The organism is Actinacidiphila sp. bgisy144 (assembly GCF_057708105.1).
In genome coordinates this window covers 1-17,153 of the sequence record NZ_JBYIRM010000004.1, presented here as the reverse complement: position 1 = coordinate 17,153, position 17,153 = coordinate 1, and the positions used below count along the sequence as shown (strand labels likewise).

Here is a 17,153-nt window from a genome sequence, read left to right as displayed (position 1 = left end):
AGGCGGTCAGCTCGCGCTGCTGACGGTGATGTTCCGCCAGCTCGCCGTGCTGGACTGGTCGCGCACGCCGATCGCGCCCTGCGTGAAGGCGCAGCCGGTGTCCTGGTAGCTGAAGCTCGCGGTCGGCCCGCCGTCGGCGGGTGTGCCGGTCACCTCCAGCGTGCAGCCGCTCACCTGCACCTCGACGTGGTACCAGGTGCCGTTGGCAAGGCCGCCGGAGATCGGGGTGTCGGCCAGTGCGGTCCACCCGCCGTTCTGCCGGCCGAGGAAGAGGCTCGACGCGGAGACGCCCACGTAGTAGCCGTTCAGCGCGTCGGTGCCCGTGGCCGGGTTCGAGGCGCGGACGAGGAAGCCCGCCTGCGTCCCGCTGTCGATCCGCACGTCGCCCGCCAGGCGGTAGTCGGTCCAGCCGGTGGAGCCCGCGATGGACTTGTCGCCGCCGTCGCCGCCGCAGGTCTCCGACAGCACGCCGCCGGAGGTGGTCCAGCAGCCCCCGTAGTCGATCCAGCCCGACGTGCCGTTGGCGAAGTCGCCGGTGTAGGGCAGCACTCCGGAGTTGCCCTCGGCCGTGCCCTCCTCGCAGCCCGTCGCGCCGCCGACGGTGGGCGTGGTCAGGCGGACGGTGGCTCCGGTGGTGCCGAGCAGCAGGTCAGGGCTGTAGTTGGTCTTGCAGCTGGAGTCGTCGGTGGCGGCGGGCTCGAACGGGGCCGGGGTCCAGGACCAGGAGCCGGTGGAGTCGGGGTCCTTGACGAACACCGCCTGCCGGTCCTCCGGCGTGAAGTCGTTCGATCCGGTGAAGCGGGTGCGCATGCCGGCCAGCATCAGCTGCCCGTCGGGTCCGCCCTGCGGGCTCCAGACGATGTAGGGGCTGCTGCCGAGGTAGCGGCCGTCGGAGGTGACGGCCTCCGTCCCCAGGTCGGAGGGCCCGCTCCCCCACGTGGTGCCGCCGTCGGTGGACGTCTTGGTGTGCGCCTCGCAGTTGCGCCCGTCGCCGCAGATCTCGTACGCCATCACCATGCGGCCGTCCGGGAGGGTGGCGACGGTCGGCATCCCGGGCCGGTCGGTGTCGGAGGTGCTCTCGACGTCGGCGACCAGGCCCGGCGCGAAGTTCGTCGACCCGTCCGGGTTGGCGCTCCAGGTCACGCCGCCGTCGTCGGAGACCATGTGCGCGATGATCTGCGCGTGCGCCGGCTCCGGGCGCTCGTCGGAGAAGTACATCGCCAGCCGGCCGGCGCCGTCGGTGGTCAGGAACGGCTCCCAGATGCCGGAGCCGCCGTGGGGCGCGCCGGAGCCGCCGCCGCCTTTCTGCACGATGTCCTGGTACGTCCAGCTGGCGCCGTGGTCGGTGCTGCGCCACAGCACGAAGTCGGTCTCGGCCTGGCTGCTGGGCGCGATGTTGCCGACCAGCAGCAGGGTGCCGGCCGGGTAGGCGCCCATCTGCTGCGGCAGTTCGTACAGGAACGGCTGCCAGAACTGGTCCGAGGGGTGGCCCGCGCCGGTCAGCGGGTCGCTGACGGTGCTGAGCGTCTGCCAGTCGGCGCCGTCGTCGGCGGAGCTGCGGATCACGAAGCCGGACGCGCTGCCGTCCAGGTTCGCGTGCTCGAAGGAGCCGATGAGCGTGCCGTCCGCGCTGCCGCTGTGCGCGAGCCGGATGACCCGCGAGTAGGCCAGGAACTCGTTCGTCGAGGCGCGGGTGTACATACTTCCGCCCGCCGCGTTGGCCGAGGCGCTCGGCGCGGTGGCCACGGCGGCGGTCGCCGCCAGGATCACCGCGGTCAGGAGCATGATCAGTCGGGGCGGTCCCGTCCGGTGCCACCGTCGCCATTCCATGGGGAGTCCTCTCGCGTCCGTGGTCCGGACTCTTTGCATCGTTGCAATTGCGGCGACGGTACAACTGGGCCGGATGGGGCGTCAATGCACGTGCGGGAAAGAGCACTTGCCCGCTCCCAGGTCACGCGGGCCGCGCCGCGGGGGCGCGGATACGGCGGCCGACGGGCTGCCGACCGGCGGGACCTGCGGCTCACGGTCGGCGTCGCGGTCAGCGCTTCGCGGTCGGCGTCGCGGTCAGCGGCCTCGGCGCGGGCGTCGGGGAGCGCCGTCACGGCGCTGGCGACGGTGGCGACCGGCGTGCCGTCCGCGCGGTCGCGGGGGGCCGCGGCCGAACGCCCGGCGGGCCTTGGGCCCGGTCCCGTCCGGTGAAGTGGTCGCGGATGCCGGCGGTCGGCGTGCAGGGGTGCTCCAGGGCGGCGAAGCGGCCGCTGCGAGGGGCCACGCGCCACTGGGCGAAACGCGTGGAGCCGTTCAGCCGTTCGCGCTGGAGTTCGCCCTCGGGGAGGCACGCGAACCTGTCCGCCCAGTGACCGGTCAGTGCCCGCAGGTGGTCCAGGTCGGTGCCCTGCTCGCAGGGGCGCCCGGGTGCCGGCGCCGGTCGGCGGGTCGCGCGCAGCAGGGCGCGCGGGTCCCGCGGCACCTCGTCGGGCACGGGCACGCGGAAGGTTTGGAGCCGGTCACCCTCCATGCCCCCGTGCTCGCGGCCCGCCGGGCGGGCGCGGGCCTCACAGGGCGGTGCGCAGGGCGGGCAGCAGGGTCTGCTCGGCCCAGTCCAGGAAGGGCCGTTGGTGGTCGCCGCCGATCTGGATGAGGGCGATCTCGTCGAAGCCCGCCTTGGCGTACGGGCGCACCGCGTCCACGAACGCTCCGACGTCGTCGCCGCACGGGATGGACGCGGCCACGTCCTCGGGCCGGACGAACTGGGTGGCGCCGGCGAACCCCGCGGTGCCGGGCAGCTCCGCGTTGACCTTCCACCCGTTGCCGAACCACCGGAACTGGTCGTGGGCCCGGGCGACCGCCTTGTCGCGGTCGGGGTCGTAGCAGACCGGGAGCTGGCCGACGCGCGGCTTGCCCGCGCCGCCGCCGCGGTCGAACGCCTCCAGCAGGCCGCGGTCGGGTTCGGTGGCGATGGCCAGGTCGGCGAGCTGCCCGGCCAGCGCGCACGACCGCGGGCCGGAGACGGCCATCCCGATCGGCGGCGGGGTGTCCGGCCGGTCCCACAGCCGGGCGCCGCGTACGTCGAAGTACCGCCCGCGGTGGTCGAGTTCGGCCCCGTCCAGCAGGGCCCGGATGATCCCCACGGCTTCCTCGAACTTCTCCAGCCGGGTCGCGACCGGCGGCCAGCCTCCGCCCACCACGTGCTCGTTGAGGTTCTCCCCGGAGCCGAGGCCGAGCCGGAAGCGGCCCTGCGACAGCAGTTGGACCGTGGCGGCCTTCTGGGCGACCACGGCCGGATGGTAGCGGGTGGTCGGGCACGTCACGTACGTCATCAGCGGGATGCGCTCGGTGGCCTGCGCGGCCGCGCCGAGCACGCTCCAGGCGTACGGCGCGTGGCCTTGCGTGTCCAGCCACGGGAAGTAGTGGTCGGAGGTGACGGAGAAGTCGAAGCCCGCGCGTTCCGCGCCCACCACGTGCTCGACGAGGTCCCGCGGCCCCGCCTGCTCGGTCATCATCGTGTATCCGAACCGCACCATGCCGCATCGTCCTTCCGCTCGGTGTGCAGCCTCGCGGCGCCGCCGTACGGAGCCTGCCGCAGCACGAGCGCCGACGGCCTGCGGGTACCCGGTGCGGCGCGTCCGACACGTACGGGCCGTTTCGGCGGGTGTGCGGGCCGCTCCGGAAGGTGCGGGCGTTTCGGACGGTGCGGGCGGGCAACCCGGAGGGCGGCACGTCCACCCGCGGGCGGGAGGGAGAGCCGGGCATGCCCGAACTGCCGGACGTCGAGGGGTTCCGCCGGACGCTGGACGCGTGCGGGCGGGGCCGGCGCATCGAGAAGGTGCACGTCACCGATCGCGGGGTGCTGCGCGGGGTGAGCGAGCGGGGGCTGCGCGGCGCCCTGGAGGGCCGCACGCTGCGCGCGCCGCAGCGGCACGGCAAGTGGCTGATCGCCCGCACCGACGGCGGTCCGGCGCTGCTGCTGCACTTCGGCATGACCGGCCGGCTGCTGTGCTGCCCGCCGCGGGACCCGCCGCAGCGGTACGACCGGGTGCGGCTCGATCTCGGCGGCGGGCGCGGGCTGCGCTACCAGGACCAGCGCAAGCTCCAGGGGCTGCGGCTGGCCGCGGACGAGGCGGAGGTCGAGCGGGCGCTGCGCGGGCAGGGCCCCGACGCGCTGTCCGTCGGCCGGGAGGAGTTCGGCGGCCTGCTGCGCCGGCGCCGGGCGACCCTCAAGGCGGTGCTGATGGACCAGTCCGCCCTCGCCGGGCTCGGCAACCTGCTGGTCGACGAGATCCTCTGGCGGGCCCGCCTGTCCCCGGCCCGCCCCGCCAACACCCTCACCGACGAGCAGGCCCGCGCCCTGTACGCGGCGATGCGCCGCACGCTGCGCCTGGCAGTGCCCACCGGGCGGGTGCCCGGCCGCCGCTCCTGGCTGACCGGCCGCCGGGACGACGCCGACCCGCGCTGCCCGCGCTGCGGCACCGGCCTGCGCAGGCGGCGGATCACGGGCCGTACGACGGTCGACTGCCCGCACTGCCAGCCCGAGCAGGGGCGATGACCGCCGGGGCTCGTTTTCGCCCGGCCGGGGTGGGTAGCCGCAGGGGTGACCGCGCCGGACCGGGCGATTGCGACGAGAGGGTGTGATGTCGTGCGTGCCGCTTTCCTGACCGCTACCGAAGGTGTCGAGCAGGTGGAGTTGACCTCCCCCTGGCAGGCGCTGGCCGAGCAGGGGGTGACGCCGTCGCTGATCGCGCCCGAGGCGGGTGAGGTGCAGGCGTTCGACCACCTGGACAAGGCCGACACCTTCCCGGCCGACCTCACCGTGGAGGAGGCGTCGGTGGACGACTTCGACGTGCTGGTGCTGCCCGGCGGGGTGGCGAACCCGGACGCGCTGCGCCAGGACGCGAAGGCGCTCGACCTGGTGCGCGGGTTCTTCGCCGCGGGCAAGCCGGTCGCGGCGATCTGCCACGCGCCGTGGACCCTGATCGAGGCGGACACGGTCCGCGGCCGCACGCTCACCTCGTGGCCGAGCCTGCGCACCGACCTGCGCAACGCGGGCGCGACCTGGGTGGACGAACGGGTCAAGGTGTGCACGGCCGGCCCCAACGTCCTGATCACCAGCCGCCGTCCGGACGACCTGGACGCGTTCAACCGCACGGTGCTGCACCAGCTCGGCGCGGCCTGAGCCGCGGGCCGCCCGGGGGCGGTGTGCCGGTCAGGGCAGGCGTGCCGCTCAAGGACCAGGGTGCTGCTCAGGGCAGCAGGACGACCTTGCCCAGCGGGTGGTCGTGCTCGAGGTGGGCGAAGGCCGCCCGGACCTCGGCCAGCGGGAAGGTGCGGCTGATCGGCACCTCGATGCGGCCGCTCGCCGCGGCTTCGGCCAGTGCGCCGAGCACCTGGGTGCTGGTGCCTTGGACGCTGCCCTGCGCGCGGGTGCCGAGTTCCTTGGCGGCGGCGTAGTCGAGGGTGTTGATCCGGTGCGGCGGCACCCCCAGGGCCAGCGCGGTCCGCGGGTCGTCGCCGCCGTGGAAGTCCAGGAAGGCGTCCACGGTGCCGGCCCCGTCGCTCTCGACGGCCCCGCGCAGGCGCTCGGCGAGGCCGTCGCCGTACTCGACGAGGGTGGCGCCCTGGGAGGCCAGCCAGTCCCGGTGCCGCGAGGAGGCGATCGCGAAGACGCGGGCCCGGCGCAGCCGCAGGAGCTGGACGGCGAAGCTGCCGACGCCGCCGGTGGCGCCGCTGACCACGACGTTCTCGCCGGCCTGCGGGTCGACGGCTTCGACCGCCGCGTGCGCGGTGCAGCCCGCGACGTAGAGCGCGCCGGCCGCCGCCCAGGGCAGCGGGTCGGGCTTGCGGACGAGCTGGCCGGCCGGCACGACGACGTACTCGGCGTGGCTGGAGCGTTCCCAGGACCAGCCGATCACCTCGTCGCCGGGCGCCCATCCGGTGACGTCGGCGCCGATCGAGGTGACGGTGCCGGCAAGGTCGCTGCCCTGCCCGGAGGGGAAGGTCGCGGGGAAGACCTCGTGCAGCGCGCCGGTCCTGATCTTCGCCTCGCCCGGGTTGATGCCGGCGGCGCGCACCCGCACCATCACGTCCTCGGGGCCGAGCGGGCGCGGTGCGACGTCCTCGACGCCGAGGACGTCGATGTCCCCGTAGCGGTGGAAGCGGACGGCTTTCATGAGCGGACCTCCGTGACGGCGGACTGACGTTCCCACCCTCCGCCGGGCACGACCATCTGTCCAATGCATGATCGCCATACCTGCTATGCGCATGGCGTATGTCAACCGTCCTCGAACCGACCGCTCCCGCTGCCACACTGCGTCCATGCACACCGACCCGGCCGGCGCCTCCCTCGGCGGGCGTCGAACTGCCGGACGGCCGGGTGCTGTCCGCCGACGGCGGCCTCCCGCCGTCAGCGGGGGACGACGTCGCGCAGGCGGTGGCGGCCGTGGCCGCGCTGCTCCAGGAGGACGTGATGGAGCGGACGTGGCGGGTGTGGCCGGTGTGTGCGGCCGACGGGGTCGGGCTGCACCCGGTGGTGCAGGAGGGGGGTGCCGTCTGGTGGTGTGCGGCGGGGGGTGGGCATGAGGCCGCGGTGGTCGGGGGGTTGGGGGCGGGCCGGAGCCAGGCTTAGGTTAGGTTTACCTTATGAGAAAGTGGGCCTTGCGCATTCTTCCCGCCGCTGCCGTGGCGTTGTCGCTCGCCGTGGCGGGCTGCTCCAGCGACTCGAAGGGGTCGTCGTCGGACGCGGCGGCGTCGTCCGGCGGGACGTCGTCCGCCGACGCGTCGGCGTTCCCGGTGACGATCGACTCCTCCGTGGGGAAGGCGACGATCCCCTCGCAGCCGAAGCGGGTGGTGACCATCGGCTGGGGCAGCCAGGACGTGGCGCTGGCCCTCGGGGTGGTCCCGGTCGGCATGCAGGACATGAGCGGCGACACCGGCGACAACACCGGCATCCTGCCCTGGGACACCGCCAAGCTCGGCGGCGCGAAGCCGACCCTGCTGAAGTACGTCTCCGACGAGGTGCCCTACGAGCAGATCGCGGCGCTGCACCCGGACCTGATCCTCGCGGTCGACTCCGGGATCACCGCGAAGCAGCAGGCGCAGCTCAGCCACCTCGCGCCGACCGTCGGCTACCCGGGCAAGCCGTGGCTGACGTCCTGGCAGGACCAGCTGGAAGTGGTCGGCAAGGCGCTGGGGAGGTCCACGAAGGCGGCCGCGCTGGAGAAGTCGACGGACAAGCTGATCAGCGACGCGAAGGCGGCCCACCCGGAGTTCGCGGGCAGGACCGTGGCGTTCGGCTCGGGCACCGCCGCCGACAACTACAACCTCTACCTGTCCACGGACTCCCGCGTCGAGCTGCTGCACGAGCTGGGCTTCACCATCTCCCCGAGCCTGCCGTCCACGGCCGCGTCCTTCTCCGCCCAGGTCAGCCTGGAGAAGCTGGACTCGATCGACTCCGACGTCCTGGTCTCCTGGTACCTCAGCTCCTCCGTGCAGAAGCAGTTGGAGTCCAACGCGCTGTTCCAGCGGATGCCCGCGGTCAAGCGCAAGGGGTACGTCCCGCTCACCGACCCGGCGATGGTCTACGCCACCAGCGCGGTGTCGGTGCTGAGCCTGCCGTGGATGCTGGACCGCTACCTGCCGCTGCTGAGCGCCGCCGCCAACGGGAAGGCGTCGTCCTGACCGGGCCGTTCACCGGTCTGCTGGACGAACTGGCCGACGGCGTACGGGTCCTGGGCTGGGCCGAGGGCATCCACGTCCGCGCGCAGTACCTGCGGGCCCGCAACGCCGTCGTCCGCCACCTCGTGGCACGGCACGGCCTGCGGGCCGTCGCCGCGGAGACGCACTTCGCCCTGTCCCGGCCGGTGGACGCCTACGTGCGCGGGCTGGGCCCGGCGGAGCCCGCCGCGGCCGTGGTGCGCGGCGTCTGGTCGTGGTGGACCGGTGCCGCACTGCGCGACAACCTCGCCCTGCTCGCCTGGCTGCGCCGGCACAACACCGGGCGCGCCCCGGCCGACCAGGTCCGCTTCTACGGCCTCGAGATGTACGGCGCCGCCCCCGGCGACGACGCCGCCGCGGGGCCGTACGCGGAGCCGGCGGACGTGCGGCACGCCGCGCTCCTGCACCGGCGGCGGGCGGCCCACCGCGCGGCGGGCGGCGACCACCGCGACCTCGCGGTGCGCGACGCCGCGCAGTACCTGACCTTCCAGGAGGTGGCCCGCCGCCACCCGTACGGGCCGATCCTGGTCTTCGAGCAGACCGAGCACCTGGACCGGCGCGTCCCCGGCTCCCTCGGCGAGCACCTCGCCCGGCAGGAGTACGGCCCCTTCCGCGCGGTCGGCGCGGTGTGGCGCGAGGGCGACCCGGCGGTGCGCTACCCGCTGGGCCGCTACCGGGAGTTGAGCCGTCACCTGGCGCGCGCCGCGGCGGAGCGCTCCCCCGGCCTGCTCCCCGGCCCCGCGGGCACCGCGGCACTCGACCTGCGCCCGTACCGGACGCCGCACCGGGGCCCGGCCGCCCCCGCGCTGGCGGACGCGGCGACCGCCTTCGACGCCGCCTTGTACGCGCCCGCCCTCAGCCCCGCCCCGACCCTCGCGGACGCGCCGGACCCCCCGGACGCACCCGGCACGGCGGGCCCACCGGACGTACCCGCCGCCCCGTAGGTCCGCGCCCGCGGCTCCTCACCGCGCCGGGGCCAGCTCCACCGCACCGGTGCCGCCGGGCAGGCTGACCAAAGTGCCCTCGCCCGTCCGCTCCCACCGCGCCGCCGGGTCCGCCGGCACCGCGGCGAACTCGCCGGCCAGCAGCACCTGCCAGGGCGCCACCGGCCCGGCCGCGGCCCGCGCGGTGATGTGCACCCGGTCGCCCGCGCGGCGTACCACGAACGCGGCGGCCTCCTCGCCGTCGAGGCCGGGCACGCGGACGGTGTGCTCGCCGTCGCCGCCGCCGGTGTGCACCCGCAGGGTGACGCCGTCCGCCCACGCGGTGTCGGGCCGGTCGGCCGCCGCGCCGAGCGGCAGCACCGCGCCGGGGCGGACCAGCAGCGGGAGGCTGTCGAAGCCGTGCCGCTCGCGCCGCCAGCCCGGGCCCTGCACGGTCTCGCCGCTGAGCAGGTGCGTCCACCGGCCGGCCGGGACGTAGTACTCCACCTCGCCGTCCTCGGTGAGGACCGGCGCCACCAGCAGGTCGGGGCCGAGCATGTACTGCCGGTCGAGCCCGGCGCAGGACGGGTCGTCGGGGAACTCCAGCACCATCGGGCGCATCACCGGCACGCCGGTGCGCGACGCCTCGACGGCGGCGCCGTACAGGTAGGGCATCAGCCGGTTCTTCAGGCGCGCGAAGTCCCGCGCCACGGCCACCGCCTCCTCGCCGAACTGCCACGGCACCCGGTAGGAGCTGCTGCCGTGCAGCCGGCTGTGGGAGGACAGCAGCCCGAACGCGAGCCACCGCTTGAACAGCGCGTCCGACGGGGTGCCCTCGAAGCCGCCGATGTCGTGGCTCCAGAACCCGAAGCCGCAGGCGCCCAGCGACAGCCCGCCGCGCAGGCTCTCGGCCATCGAGGAGAACGTCGCGTCGCAGTCGCCGCCCCAGTGCACGGGGAACTGCTGGCCGCCGGCGGTCGCGGACCGGGCGAACACCACCGCCTCGCCCTCGCCGCGGACCTCGCGCAGCAGCGCGAAGACCGTCTCGTTGTACAGCTGGGCGTAGTAGTTGTGCATGGCCTCCTGGTCGGAGCCGTCGTGCCACACCACGTCGGTGGGCACCCGCTCGCCGAAGTCGGTCTTGAAGCAGTCGACGCCTGCTGCCAGCAGCGGGCGCAGCTGGTCGGCGTACCAGGCGCGGGCGGCCGGGCTGGTGAAGTCCACCAGCGCCATGCCCGGCTGCCACATGTCCCACTGCCACACGCTGCCGTCGGCGCGGCGCACCAGGTGCCCGGCCTGCGCGGCCTCGGCGAACAGCGGGGACTTCTGGGCTATGTAGGGGTTGATCCACAGCGACAGATGCAGTCCGCGGTCCCTCAGCCGGCGCAGCATCGCGGCCGGGTCGGGGAAGGTCCGCGGGTCCCAGGTGAAGTCGCACCACTGGTACTCGCGCATCCAGAAGCAGTCGAAGTGGAAGACGCTCAGCGGGATGTCGCGGTCGGCCATGCCCTGGATGAAGGAGGTGACCGTCTCCTCGTCGTAGGAGGTGGTGAAGGAGGTGGTCAGCCACAGGCCGAAGGACCAGGCCGGGGGCAGCGCCGGGCGGCCGGTCAGCGCGGTGTAGCGGCGCAGCACGTCCTTGGGGGTGGGGCCGTGGATGACGAAGTACTCCAGCGCGTGGTCCTCGACGCTGAACTGGACCTCGCCGACGGACTCCGAGCCGATCTCGTAGGAGACCTTGCCGGGGTGGTTGACGAAGACGCCGTAGCCGCGGTTGGTGAGGTGGAAGGGGACGTTCTTGTAGGCCTGTTCGCTGCTGGTGCCGCCGTCGGCCTGCCAGATGTCCACGCTCTGGCCGTTCTTGGTGAACGGGGTGAAGCGCTCGCCGAGGCCGTAGACCTGTTCGCCGATGCCCAGCGAGAGGCGGCCGACCATGTGGTGGGCGCCGTCGCCGGTGGTGGCGAAGGCGGTGCCGCTGGCTCCGGAGGAGGTCAGCACGCGGCCGTCGGCGTCGCGGAAGTCGATCCGCCAGGGCGCCGCGGTGTCGATCCGGGCGGTGAGCTCGCCGCTGGTCAGCTCCACCACGGAGCCGTCCTGTACGGGGCGGGCTCCGCTGTCGGGGTCGGTGTGCAGCGCGAAGCGGGGGCCGCGGCGGACGCCGCCCTCGTGGTGGACGCTGCGCACGCCGATGACACCCTCGGCCGGCGACCACAGCTCGACCCGGATCAGGGGCGCGTTGAGGGTGTCGCCGCGGGTCCGCACCTTGCGCACCGCGGCGTGCAGGGTGATCCGGCCGTCCTTCGCGCGGACGTCCTCGACGCCGGTCGCGTACGAGGCCGCGACCCCCTCGCGCAGGAGCCAGAACCCGTCGGTGAACTTCATGCGAACCTGCCTCGTGGAAAAGATGGTGGGACCGGGCGTGCCGCGGGCCCGGCCGGAACAGCGGTTCCGGACGGGCCCGCGCGGTGTCCGGCACTAGTCGACGCTGAAGCCCTGCGCCTTGGCGTAGCTGACGATCTTCTTCTGCCAGGCCGCCAGGCCGTTCTTGAGCGAGGTTCTGCCGGCGAACGCCTGGCCGACGGTGTCGCTGTAGACGCTGTTGGCGTACGGCTCGAAGGGCAGGTACTGCCAGCCGGCCGGGGCGTGGGCGGACGCCTGCGCGTACACCTGGTTGACCTGCTGGCCGCCGAAGTAGGTGCTCTTGTCGCCGAGCCAGCCGGCCGAGGTGAGGGTGCTGTTCAGCGCGGGGACCTGGCCGGCCTGCACCCAGATCTTGTTGGCGGCCGCGCTGGTGGTCATCCAGCGGACGAACCCGGCGGCGGCGAGCTTGTTCTTGCTGCCGGAGGGCACCACGAGACCCGATCCGCCGCTCTGCGAGCTGTCGCTCCTGCCCGCGGTGTACTGCGGGATCGGCGCGACGCGCCAGTCACCGGACGCCTTGGGCACGTGGGTCTCCAGGGCCGATCCGCCCCAGGCGCCGGCGACCCAGGTGGCGTAGGTGCCGTCGGCCATGCCGGTCAGCCACTCGTTGGACCACTGGGCGGTCTTGCTGTCGATCAGGCCCTTGCTGAGCAGTCCGCCCCACATGCCGGCGTAGGCGGTGCTGCCGGCGTCGGCGAGGTCGACGGAGAGCTTGGAGCCGGCGGAGGAGAAGGGCTTGCCGCCGGCCTGCCAGATCATCGCGGCGGTGCCGTTGCCGTCACCGGCGTCGGCGGTGATGTACTTCGAGGCGTCGGCCTGGTGCAGCTTCTGCGCGTCGGCGGTGTACTCGGCCCAGGTGGCCGGCACCTTCAGGCCGTACTTCTTGAAGACGTCGGCGCGGTAGTACAGCACCAGCGGGCCGGAGTCCATCGGCACCCCGTACACGCCGCCGTCGAGGGCGACCTGCGACCAGGTCGAGGCCGGGAACTGCGAGGAGAGCCCGGACTGGCCGTACTTCGACAGGTCGGTGAGCGACTTCTGGAGCGCGAACTGCGGCATGGCCAGGTATTCCATGTAGGCCACGTCGGGTACGCCGGAGCCGGCCTTCACCGCGTTCTGCAGCTTGGTGTACTCCACGTCGCTGCCGCCGACGTTGCTGACCTTGACGGTGATGTCGGGGTACTGCTTCTCGAACGCCTTCGCCAGTTCGCCGGCCTGCGGGGCCCACGACCAGAAGGAGATGGTGGTCTTCTTGTGCAGGGCCGCGTCGATGTCGGCCTGGGTGGCGCTGCCGCCGCCCGAGCCCGATCCGCTCGACGAGGAGCAGCCGGTCAGGGTCAGGCCGATGGCCAGTCCGACGGAGGCCGCGGCCAGGACCCGGCGACGTGCGGTTCTTCTGAACGCCATGACTTTCTCTCACTTTCACCGGAGGACCCGGATTCCAGGCCGCTGGCACCGCGGCCGGGTGTGTCGCCGCCCTGGGCCTATTCCTTGACGCTGCCGGAGACGAGTCCGGCTTCCCAGTAGCGCTGCAGGACGAGGAACACCACGATGGTGGGGATGATCGACAGCAGCGATCCGGTGAGGATGATGTTGTCGATGGGGTGGCCGCTGGCGGTGACCGCCTGCTGGTTCTGCATGCTCCAGTTGTTCAGGCCCACCGTGATCGGGAACCACTTGGTGTCGCTGAGCATGATCAGCGGCAGGAAGTAGTTGTTCCAGGCGGTCACGAAGCTGAACAGCAGCACCGGCACCAGGCCGGGCATCAGCAGCCGCAGCGCGATCGAGCGGAAGATCCGGAACTCGCCGGCCCCGTCGATCCGGGCCGCGGCGAGCACCTCGGCCGGCAGCGCGTCGTCGGCGAAGTACCAGACCAGGTACAGGCCGAAGGGGTTGATCAGCGAGGGGATGATCACCGCCCAGGGCGTGTTGGTCATGCCCAGCTTGCTGAACATCAGGAAGGTCGGGACGGCCAGCGCCGTGGCCGGGATCGCGACGGCGCCCAGCAGCATCGGGAAGAAGACGCGCTTGCCGGGGAAGTCGAACCGGGCCAGCCCGTATCCGGCGAGTGTCGCCAGCAGCGTCCCGCAGCCGGCGCCTATCACCACGTACAGCAGCGTGTTCAGCAGCCACCGGCCGAACTGGCCGTCGGCGTAGGCGAACGTGTCGTGGATGTTCTGCCAGAGCGAGAACTTCCCGGAGAACCACAGGCCGAAGCTGTTCAGCCGGGCGTCCTGGGTCTTGGTGGCGTTGATGAACAGCCAGACGATCGGCACCAGGGTGTAGACCAGGAACAGGCACATCATCAGGGTGAGGACGATCGACTTGCGGCGCCTCGGGGCGATCGCGGTCCGGCTCATCGGGTGCCCTCCCGTCGTGCGCCGCCGAGCTGGATCAGGTACGCGACGAGCATCGTGATCACGCCGATGACGATGGAGATCGCGGCGGCGTAGTTGAACTGCTGCCCGGCGAAGGACAGGTTGTACGCGTACATGTTCGGCGTGTAGCCGGAGGAGATGGTGTTCGGCGCCAGTGTCTTCAGCACGCTCGGCTCGTTGAAGAGCTGGAAGCTGCCGATGACGGAGAAGACCACGGACAGCATCAGGGACTGCTTCATCGCCGGGACCTTGATGTGCCGGATCACCCGCACCCAGCCGGCGCCGTCGATCTCGGCGGCCTCGTAGCGCTCCTTGGGCACCAGTTGCAGCGCCGAGTACATGATCAGCATGTTGTAGCCGACGAACTCCCAGGTGGCGATGTTGCCGATGGCCGCCAGGACGTACCCGCCGGAGAGCGGGTCGGGGATGCCGAGGTGCAGGTCGGAGTTGAGGTTGCCGACCAGCCCGGACTGCGCGCCGTACATGAAGCCCCACATGAGCGCGGCGACCACCGCGGGCACGGCGTACGGCAGGAACAGGGTGATGCGGAAGAGCGACGACAGGTACAGCCGCGCGCTGTCGATCGCGAGCGCCGCGATCGTGGACAGGGCGAGCATCACCGGGACCTGGACGACGAGGTAGACCACGATCCGCAGCAGGGAGTGCCAGAGCTGGCCGTCCGACAGCGCGGTCTTGTAGTTGTCGAGTCCGACAAAAGTCGTTCCGCCGATCAGCCGGTCCTGGAAGAGGCTGAGGTAGATCGCATACAGGACCGGCGCCACCAACACGAAGAGGAAGACCAGCAGGAAGGGCATCACGAACCACAGTCCGGTCCAGTCCCGCCGGGCCCCGTTCGCCCGCGGCGTCCGGCCGAACCGCCCTGACCTGCGCCGCGGCACGCTCACCGGTACCGCGGTGGGGGCGGTCACCTGCCGCGCCCCTCGCCGGCGGCGAGGACACCGGGCCCGACGCGCAGGGCGGCCGGCCGGTCCTCTCCGCAGAACTGCACCTTCATCGCTGAGTCCTCCCCGAAGCGGGCGTGTGATCTGGATTTAATTTGTTGTTGGTGCAAACATGTTTATCAGGCGCCCCCGGGTGACGCAAGCAGTCGGCACACAGCAGAATCCGGCTCTCCGGGCGCCGGGTCGCGGTGACGCGGCCGTACCGGAAGGAAGGAACGGAATGCCCCTCCAGCACATCGAGGTGGCGCGCGACCTCGCGGACGGCGCGACGCTGCGGGCCGATGTCGCGGTCATCGGCTCCGGGGCCGGCGGCGCCACCGTGGCCGGCGAGGTCGCCCGGCGCGGTCTGACCGCGGTGGTCGTCGAGGCCGGCGGCCGCCCGCACCCGGGCGGCCTGGGCACCCACGTGCGCAACGCCTACCCCGAAGAGGAGCAGTTGCAGAGCGAGTTCGGCCCGGCCGTGCTGGCCGGGCTGACCCCCTACGAGGGGGCCGAGCAGCCGCTGGCGGGCCTGCGCGGGCAGCGCTTCGCCCACGCGGTGGGCGGCATGATGTCGTTCTGGTCCCACGTCTGCGCGGTGCCCGACCACGCCACCGAGGCCGAACCGGGCGTGCCCGAGGACGAGATGCGGGCGCTGTGGCGGCAGGCGGCGGCGCTGCTGTGGTCCAACACCTCGGTCGGCGCGCACGGGGTGCGCCAGCGCCGCCTGACCGAGGCGCTGGCTGCGGCCTTCCCCGGCCTGCCGCCCGGCCGCGAGGTGCAGCCGCTGCCGGTCGGCATGCGGATCGGGGCGGCCGGCTCGCCCGAGTACTCCGGCATCGACGCCCTGTTGACCAGCGGCGACGCCGCCGCCCCGGGCCGGGTGACGCTGGTGCCCGGATACGCGGTGCCGCGCGTGGAGATGGCCGGGTCCAGGGCGCGTGCCGTCCTGGCCGTCGCGGTGGCAGGCGGCGGGCGGCGGACCCTGCGGATCGAGGCCGGCACCGTGGTCACCGCCGCCGGCGCGCTCGGCTCGCCGATGATCCTGCACAGCTCCGGGGTGCGGCCGCCGGCCCTGGGCCGCTACCTCACCGACCACTCCATGGTCAGCTCCCGGGTCCGGCTGTCCCCGGAGGTGCTGGCGGGCATGGGCGCGCGGGACGAGTCGTTCGGGGTGTGGGTGCCCTCCAGCAGCGCCCGGCCGCTGCACACCCAGCTGGTGCCCGGGTGGACCCGGGTGCCGGGCTTCGACGAGAGCGTGCCGGTGCGCGAGACCAGCGACATCGGCCAGTTCGTGGCGGTCGCGCCGCACCCCGACAACCGGCTGCTCTTCGACGACGAGCACCGCGACGCCTGGGGCCTGCCGGCCACCACCGCCCGCTTCGAGCTGAGCGAGGCCGACCGGGAGGCGATCCGCGCCGCCGCCGCCGACCACGTCCGGGTCGCCGACGCCGTCCGCGACACCTCCTACGGCCTGTCCGTCTCGATCGCGCCGCCCGGCGGCAGCCTGCACCTGATGGGGTCCACCCGGCTGGGCACCGAGGAGACCGGGGTCGCCGACGCGTACGGCAAAGTGTGGGGCACCGACAATCTCTATGTGGCGGGCAACGGCGTGGTCAGTACCGCGACCACCAGCAACCCGACCCTCAACGTCGTCGCGCTGGCGCTGCGCACCGCGCGTGCCGTCGCCGGCTCCTGACGCGACCGGAAGGACCCGCGCATGTCACGTATCGGCCGCCACCCGGTGGCGATCAACCCGCTGCAGTTCATGGCGACGCCCGACGGCTGGTTCGACTTCGGCGCTCCGCCGCCGGCTGCCGAGATCCTCGCCGCCGTGGCCGAGGCCGGGTTCGGCGCCGTGCAGGCGGCGGTGCCCGCCGGGACCGCGCCGCGCGCCTACGCCGACGAACTGGCCCGCTGGGGCCTGGCGGTCGGGCCCGGCTATGTGGCGCTGGGCTGGAGCGAGGACGCCGCGGCGCGCCGCGGGCACCTGGAGCAGGCCCGCACGCAGGCTGCCGCGCTGGCCGCGTGCGGCGCGGACCTGGCGTTCGTCGGGCTCGACGCCGCCCCGGACGGCGCCCGGATGGCACGGCCCGCCGTCGGCCTGGACGCCTGCGACCGGCGGCTCGACCGGATCGCCGCGCATGTCGGCGCGGCCGCGGAGATCCTGGCCGCGGAAGGCGTCACCGCGGCGCTGCACCCGCACGTCGGCACCTGGATCGAGACCGGGCAGGAGTGCGCGCGGGTGCTGGACCTGGCGGGCCCGGCCCTCGGCTTCGGACCGGACGTCGGGCACCTGGCGTGGGCGGGGGCCGACGTGCCCGGGCTGGTCGGCCGCTACCGACCGCGGGTGGCCGGGCTGCACCTGAAGGACATGTCGCGGGCGGTCGCCGACGAGGCGCGCGCGGCGGGTCTGGACTACCGCGGCACGGTCGCCGCCGGGCTGTGGCGCGAACCGGGCGACGGCGACCTGGAACCGGCCGCGCTCGTCGCCGCGCTGGGTCCGACGGACGACTGCTGGCTGGTGGTGGAGGTCGACCACTCCGCGCTGCCGCCGCGCGACAGCGTCCTGCGGTGCGGCCGCTGGGTGCAGGCGGTGGACGCCGCCTTCCGCGCCGGCTGACACCCGAAGCGCCGGGCCCGCGCCTTCGTGAGGGAAGGCGCGGGCCCGGTTCTGCGGCCTCCCCCGCTGAGCCGCACGCCCCCGCGCGTACGCCCCCGTGGGGGGGGGGGGGGGGGGGGGGGGGGGGGGGGGGGGGGGGGGGGGGGGGGGGGGGGGG

General features: G+C 73.6%; 15 protein-coding genes. 7 read left to right on the top strand and 8 right to left on the bottom strand.

Translation table 11 applies throughout. The features are described 5' to 3' along the window. Window positions 1-6: 6 nt before the first annotated feature. The 3 genes from AC3EVP_RS05800 to AC3EVP_RS05790 form a co-directional block, all read right to left on the bottom strand. Complete coding sequence (locus tag AC3EVP_RS05800) at window positions 7-1,830, bottom strand: 3-keto-alpha-glucoside-1,2-lyase-like domain-containing protein (protein WP_435126833.1); 1,824 nt, start codon at window positions 1,828-1,830, stop codon at window positions 7-9. A 268-nt stretch (window positions 1,831-2,098) separates the two neighbouring features. After that, the gene (locus AC3EVP_RS05795; protein WP_435126831.1) at window positions 2,099-2,488 is read right to left on the bottom strand and encodes a hypothetical protein; all 390 of its coding nucleotides are present in this window, start codon (window positions 2,486-2,488) and stop codon (window positions 2,099-2,101) included. A gap of 67 nt (window positions 2,489-2,555) precedes the next feature. Continuing rightward, complete coding sequence (locus AC3EVP_RS05790; protein ID WP_435126829.1) at window positions 2,556-3,524, bottom strand: LLM class F420-dependent oxidoreductase; 969 nt, start codon at window positions 3,522-3,524, stop codon at window positions 2,556-2,558. 227 nt (window positions 3,525-3,751) lie between these two features. On the opposite strand from AC3EVP_RS05790, the gene AC3EVP_RS05785 reads away from it, so the two are divergent. Together AC3EVP_RS05785 and AC3EVP_RS05780 are read left to right on the top strand one after the other, a co-directional pair. Continuing rightward, window positions 3,752-4,546 carry an Fpg/Nei family DNA glycosylase gene (locus AC3EVP_RS05785; protein WP_435126827.1) on the top strand — a complete coding sequence of 265 codons (795 nt, stop codon included), beginning with the start codon at window positions 3,752-3,754 and terminating at the stop codon, window positions 4,544-4,546. 90 nt (window positions 4,547-4,636) lie between these two features. Next, window positions 4,637-5,173, top strand: coding sequence for a type 1 glutamine amidotransferase domain-containing protein (locus tag AC3EVP_RS05780; protein WP_335972626.1), 537 nt, complete (start codon window positions 4,637-4,639; stop codon window positions 5,171-5,173). 67 nt (window positions 5,174-5,240) lie between these two features. Here AC3EVP_RS05780 and AC3EVP_RS05775 read toward each other — a convergent pair whose 3' ends face one another. Further along, window positions 5,241-6,167, bottom strand: a complete 927-nt coding sequence (locus AC3EVP_RS05775) for an NADP-dependent oxidoreductase (protein ID WP_435126825.1) — start codon at window positions 6,165-6,167, stop codon at window positions 5,241-5,243. 98 nt (window positions 6,168-6,265) lie between these two features. Here AC3EVP_RS05775 and AC3EVP_RS05770 point away from each other — a divergent pair, with 98 nt between their 5' ends. The 3 genes from AC3EVP_RS05770 to AC3EVP_RS05760 are packed head-to-tail and all read left to right on the top strand — an operon-like array spanning window position 6,266 to window position 8,654. After that, on the top strand, window positions 6,266-6,622 hold the full coding sequence (locus AC3EVP_RS05770) for a hypothetical protein (protein ID WP_435126823.1): 357 nt from the start codon (window positions 6,266-6,268) through the stop codon (window positions 6,620-6,622). 29 nt (window positions 6,623-6,651) lie between these two features. Then, window positions 6,652-7,674, top strand: a complete 1,023-nt coding sequence (locus tag AC3EVP_RS05765) for an iron-siderophore ABC transporter substrate-binding protein (protein WP_335972635.1) — start codon at window positions 6,652-6,654, stop codon at window positions 7,672-7,674. Continuing rightward, window positions 7,611-8,654 (top strand): erythromycin esterase family protein, encoded by a 1,044-nt coding sequence (locus tag AC3EVP_RS05760; RefSeq protein ID WP_435126820.1) that lies wholly within the window; start codon window positions 7,611-7,613, stop codon window positions 8,652-8,654. The genes AC3EVP_RS05765 and AC3EVP_RS05760 overlap by 64 nt, the downstream gene beginning before the upstream one ends. A gap of 18 nt (window positions 8,655-8,672) precedes the next feature. Here AC3EVP_RS05760 and yicI read toward each other — a convergent pair whose 3' ends face one another. The 4 genes from yicI to AC3EVP_RS05740 all read right to left on the bottom strand — a co-directional run bounded on the left by yicI (window position 8,673) and on the right by AC3EVP_RS05740 (window position 14,331). After that, the gene (gene yicI / locus AC3EVP_RS05755) at window positions 8,673-11,015 is read right to left on the bottom strand and encodes an alpha-xylosidase (RefSeq protein WP_435126818.1); all 2,343 of its coding nucleotides are present in this window, start codon (window positions 11,013-11,015) and stop codon (window positions 8,673-8,675) included. 93 nt (window positions 11,016-11,108) lie between these two features. Continuing rightward, entirely contained in the window at window positions 11,109-12,461 is a 1,353-nt protein-coding gene (locus AC3EVP_RS05750; RefSeq protein ID WP_435126816.1) for an ABC transporter substrate-binding protein, read from the bottom strand. Window positions 12,462-12,538: 77 nt separating this feature from the next. Further along, window positions 12,539-13,414, bottom strand: coding sequence for a carbohydrate ABC transporter permease (locus tag AC3EVP_RS05745; RefSeq protein ID WP_335972651.1), 876 nt, complete (start codon window positions 13,412-13,414; stop codon window positions 12,539-12,541). Beyond that, on the bottom strand, window positions 13,411-14,331 hold the full coding sequence (locus AC3EVP_RS05740) for a carbohydrate ABC transporter permease (RefSeq protein WP_435127367.1): 921 nt from the start codon (window positions 14,329-14,331) through the stop codon (window positions 13,411-13,413). The genes AC3EVP_RS05745 and AC3EVP_RS05740 overlap by 4 nt, the downstream gene beginning before the upstream one ends. Before the next feature lie 283 nt (window positions 14,332-14,614). Between AC3EVP_RS05740 and AC3EVP_RS05735 the strand changes: the two genes are divergently transcribed. Together AC3EVP_RS05735 and AC3EVP_RS05730 are read left to right on the top strand one after the other, a co-directional pair. Beyond that, complete coding sequence (locus AC3EVP_RS05735) at window positions 14,615-16,072, top strand: GMC oxidoreductase (RefSeq protein ID WP_435126813.1); 1,458 nt, start codon at window positions 14,615-14,617, stop codon at window positions 16,070-16,072. 21 nt (window positions 16,073-16,093) lie between these two features. After that, window positions 16,094-16,996 carry a sugar phosphate isomerase/epimerase family protein gene (locus tag AC3EVP_RS05730; RefSeq protein WP_435126811.1) on the top strand — a complete coding sequence of 301 codons (903 nt, stop codon included), beginning with the start codon at window positions 16,094-16,096 and terminating at the stop codon, window positions 16,994-16,996. The last annotated feature ends 157 nt before the right edge of the window (window positions 16,997-17,153 follow it).

What these genes read in the sequence shown, in the direction of transcription:
- AC3EVP_RS05800 (WP_435126833.1), bottom strand. Translation starts at nt 1,830, where the DNA reads ATGGAATGGCGACGGTGGCACCGGACGGGACCGCCCCGACTGATCATG.
- AC3EVP_RS05790 (WP_435126829.1), bottom strand. Translation starts at nt 3,524, where the DNA reads ATGGTGCGGTTCGGATACACGATGATGACCGAGCAGGCGGGGCCGCGG.
- AC3EVP_RS05785 (WP_435126827.1), top strand. Translation starts at nt 3,752, where the DNA reads ATGCCCGAACTGCCGGACGTCGAGGGGTTCCGCCGGACGCTGGACGCG.
- AC3EVP_RS05775 (WP_435126825.1), bottom strand. Translation starts at nt 6,167, where the DNA reads ATGAAAGCCGTCCGCTTCCACCGCTACGGGGACATCGACGTCCTCGGC.
- AC3EVP_RS05770 (WP_435126823.1), top strand. Translation starts at nt 6,266, where the DNA reads ATGTCAACCGTCCTCGAACCGACCGCTCCCGCTGCCACACTGCGTCCA.
- yicI (WP_435126818.1), bottom strand. Translation starts at nt 11,015, where the DNA reads ATGAAGTTCACCGACGGGTTCTGGCTCCTGCGCGAGGGGGTCGCGGCC.
- AC3EVP_RS05750 (WP_435126816.1), bottom strand. Translation starts at nt 12,461, where the DNA reads ATGGCGTTCAGAAGAACCGCACGTCGCCGGGTCCTGGCCGCGGCCTCC.
- AC3EVP_RS05745 (WP_335972651.1), bottom strand. Translation starts at nt 13,414, where the DNA reads ATGAGCCGGACCGCGATCGCCCCGAGGCGCCGCAAGTCGATCGTCCTC.
- AC3EVP_RS05735 (WP_435126813.1), top strand. Translation starts at nt 14,615, where the DNA reads ATGCCCCTCCAGCACATCGAGGTGGCGCGCGACCTCGCGGACGGCGCG.
- AC3EVP_RS05730 (WP_435126811.1), top strand. Translation starts at nt 16,094, where the DNA reads ATGTCACGTATCGGCCGCCACCCGGTGGCGATCAACCCGCTGCAGTTC.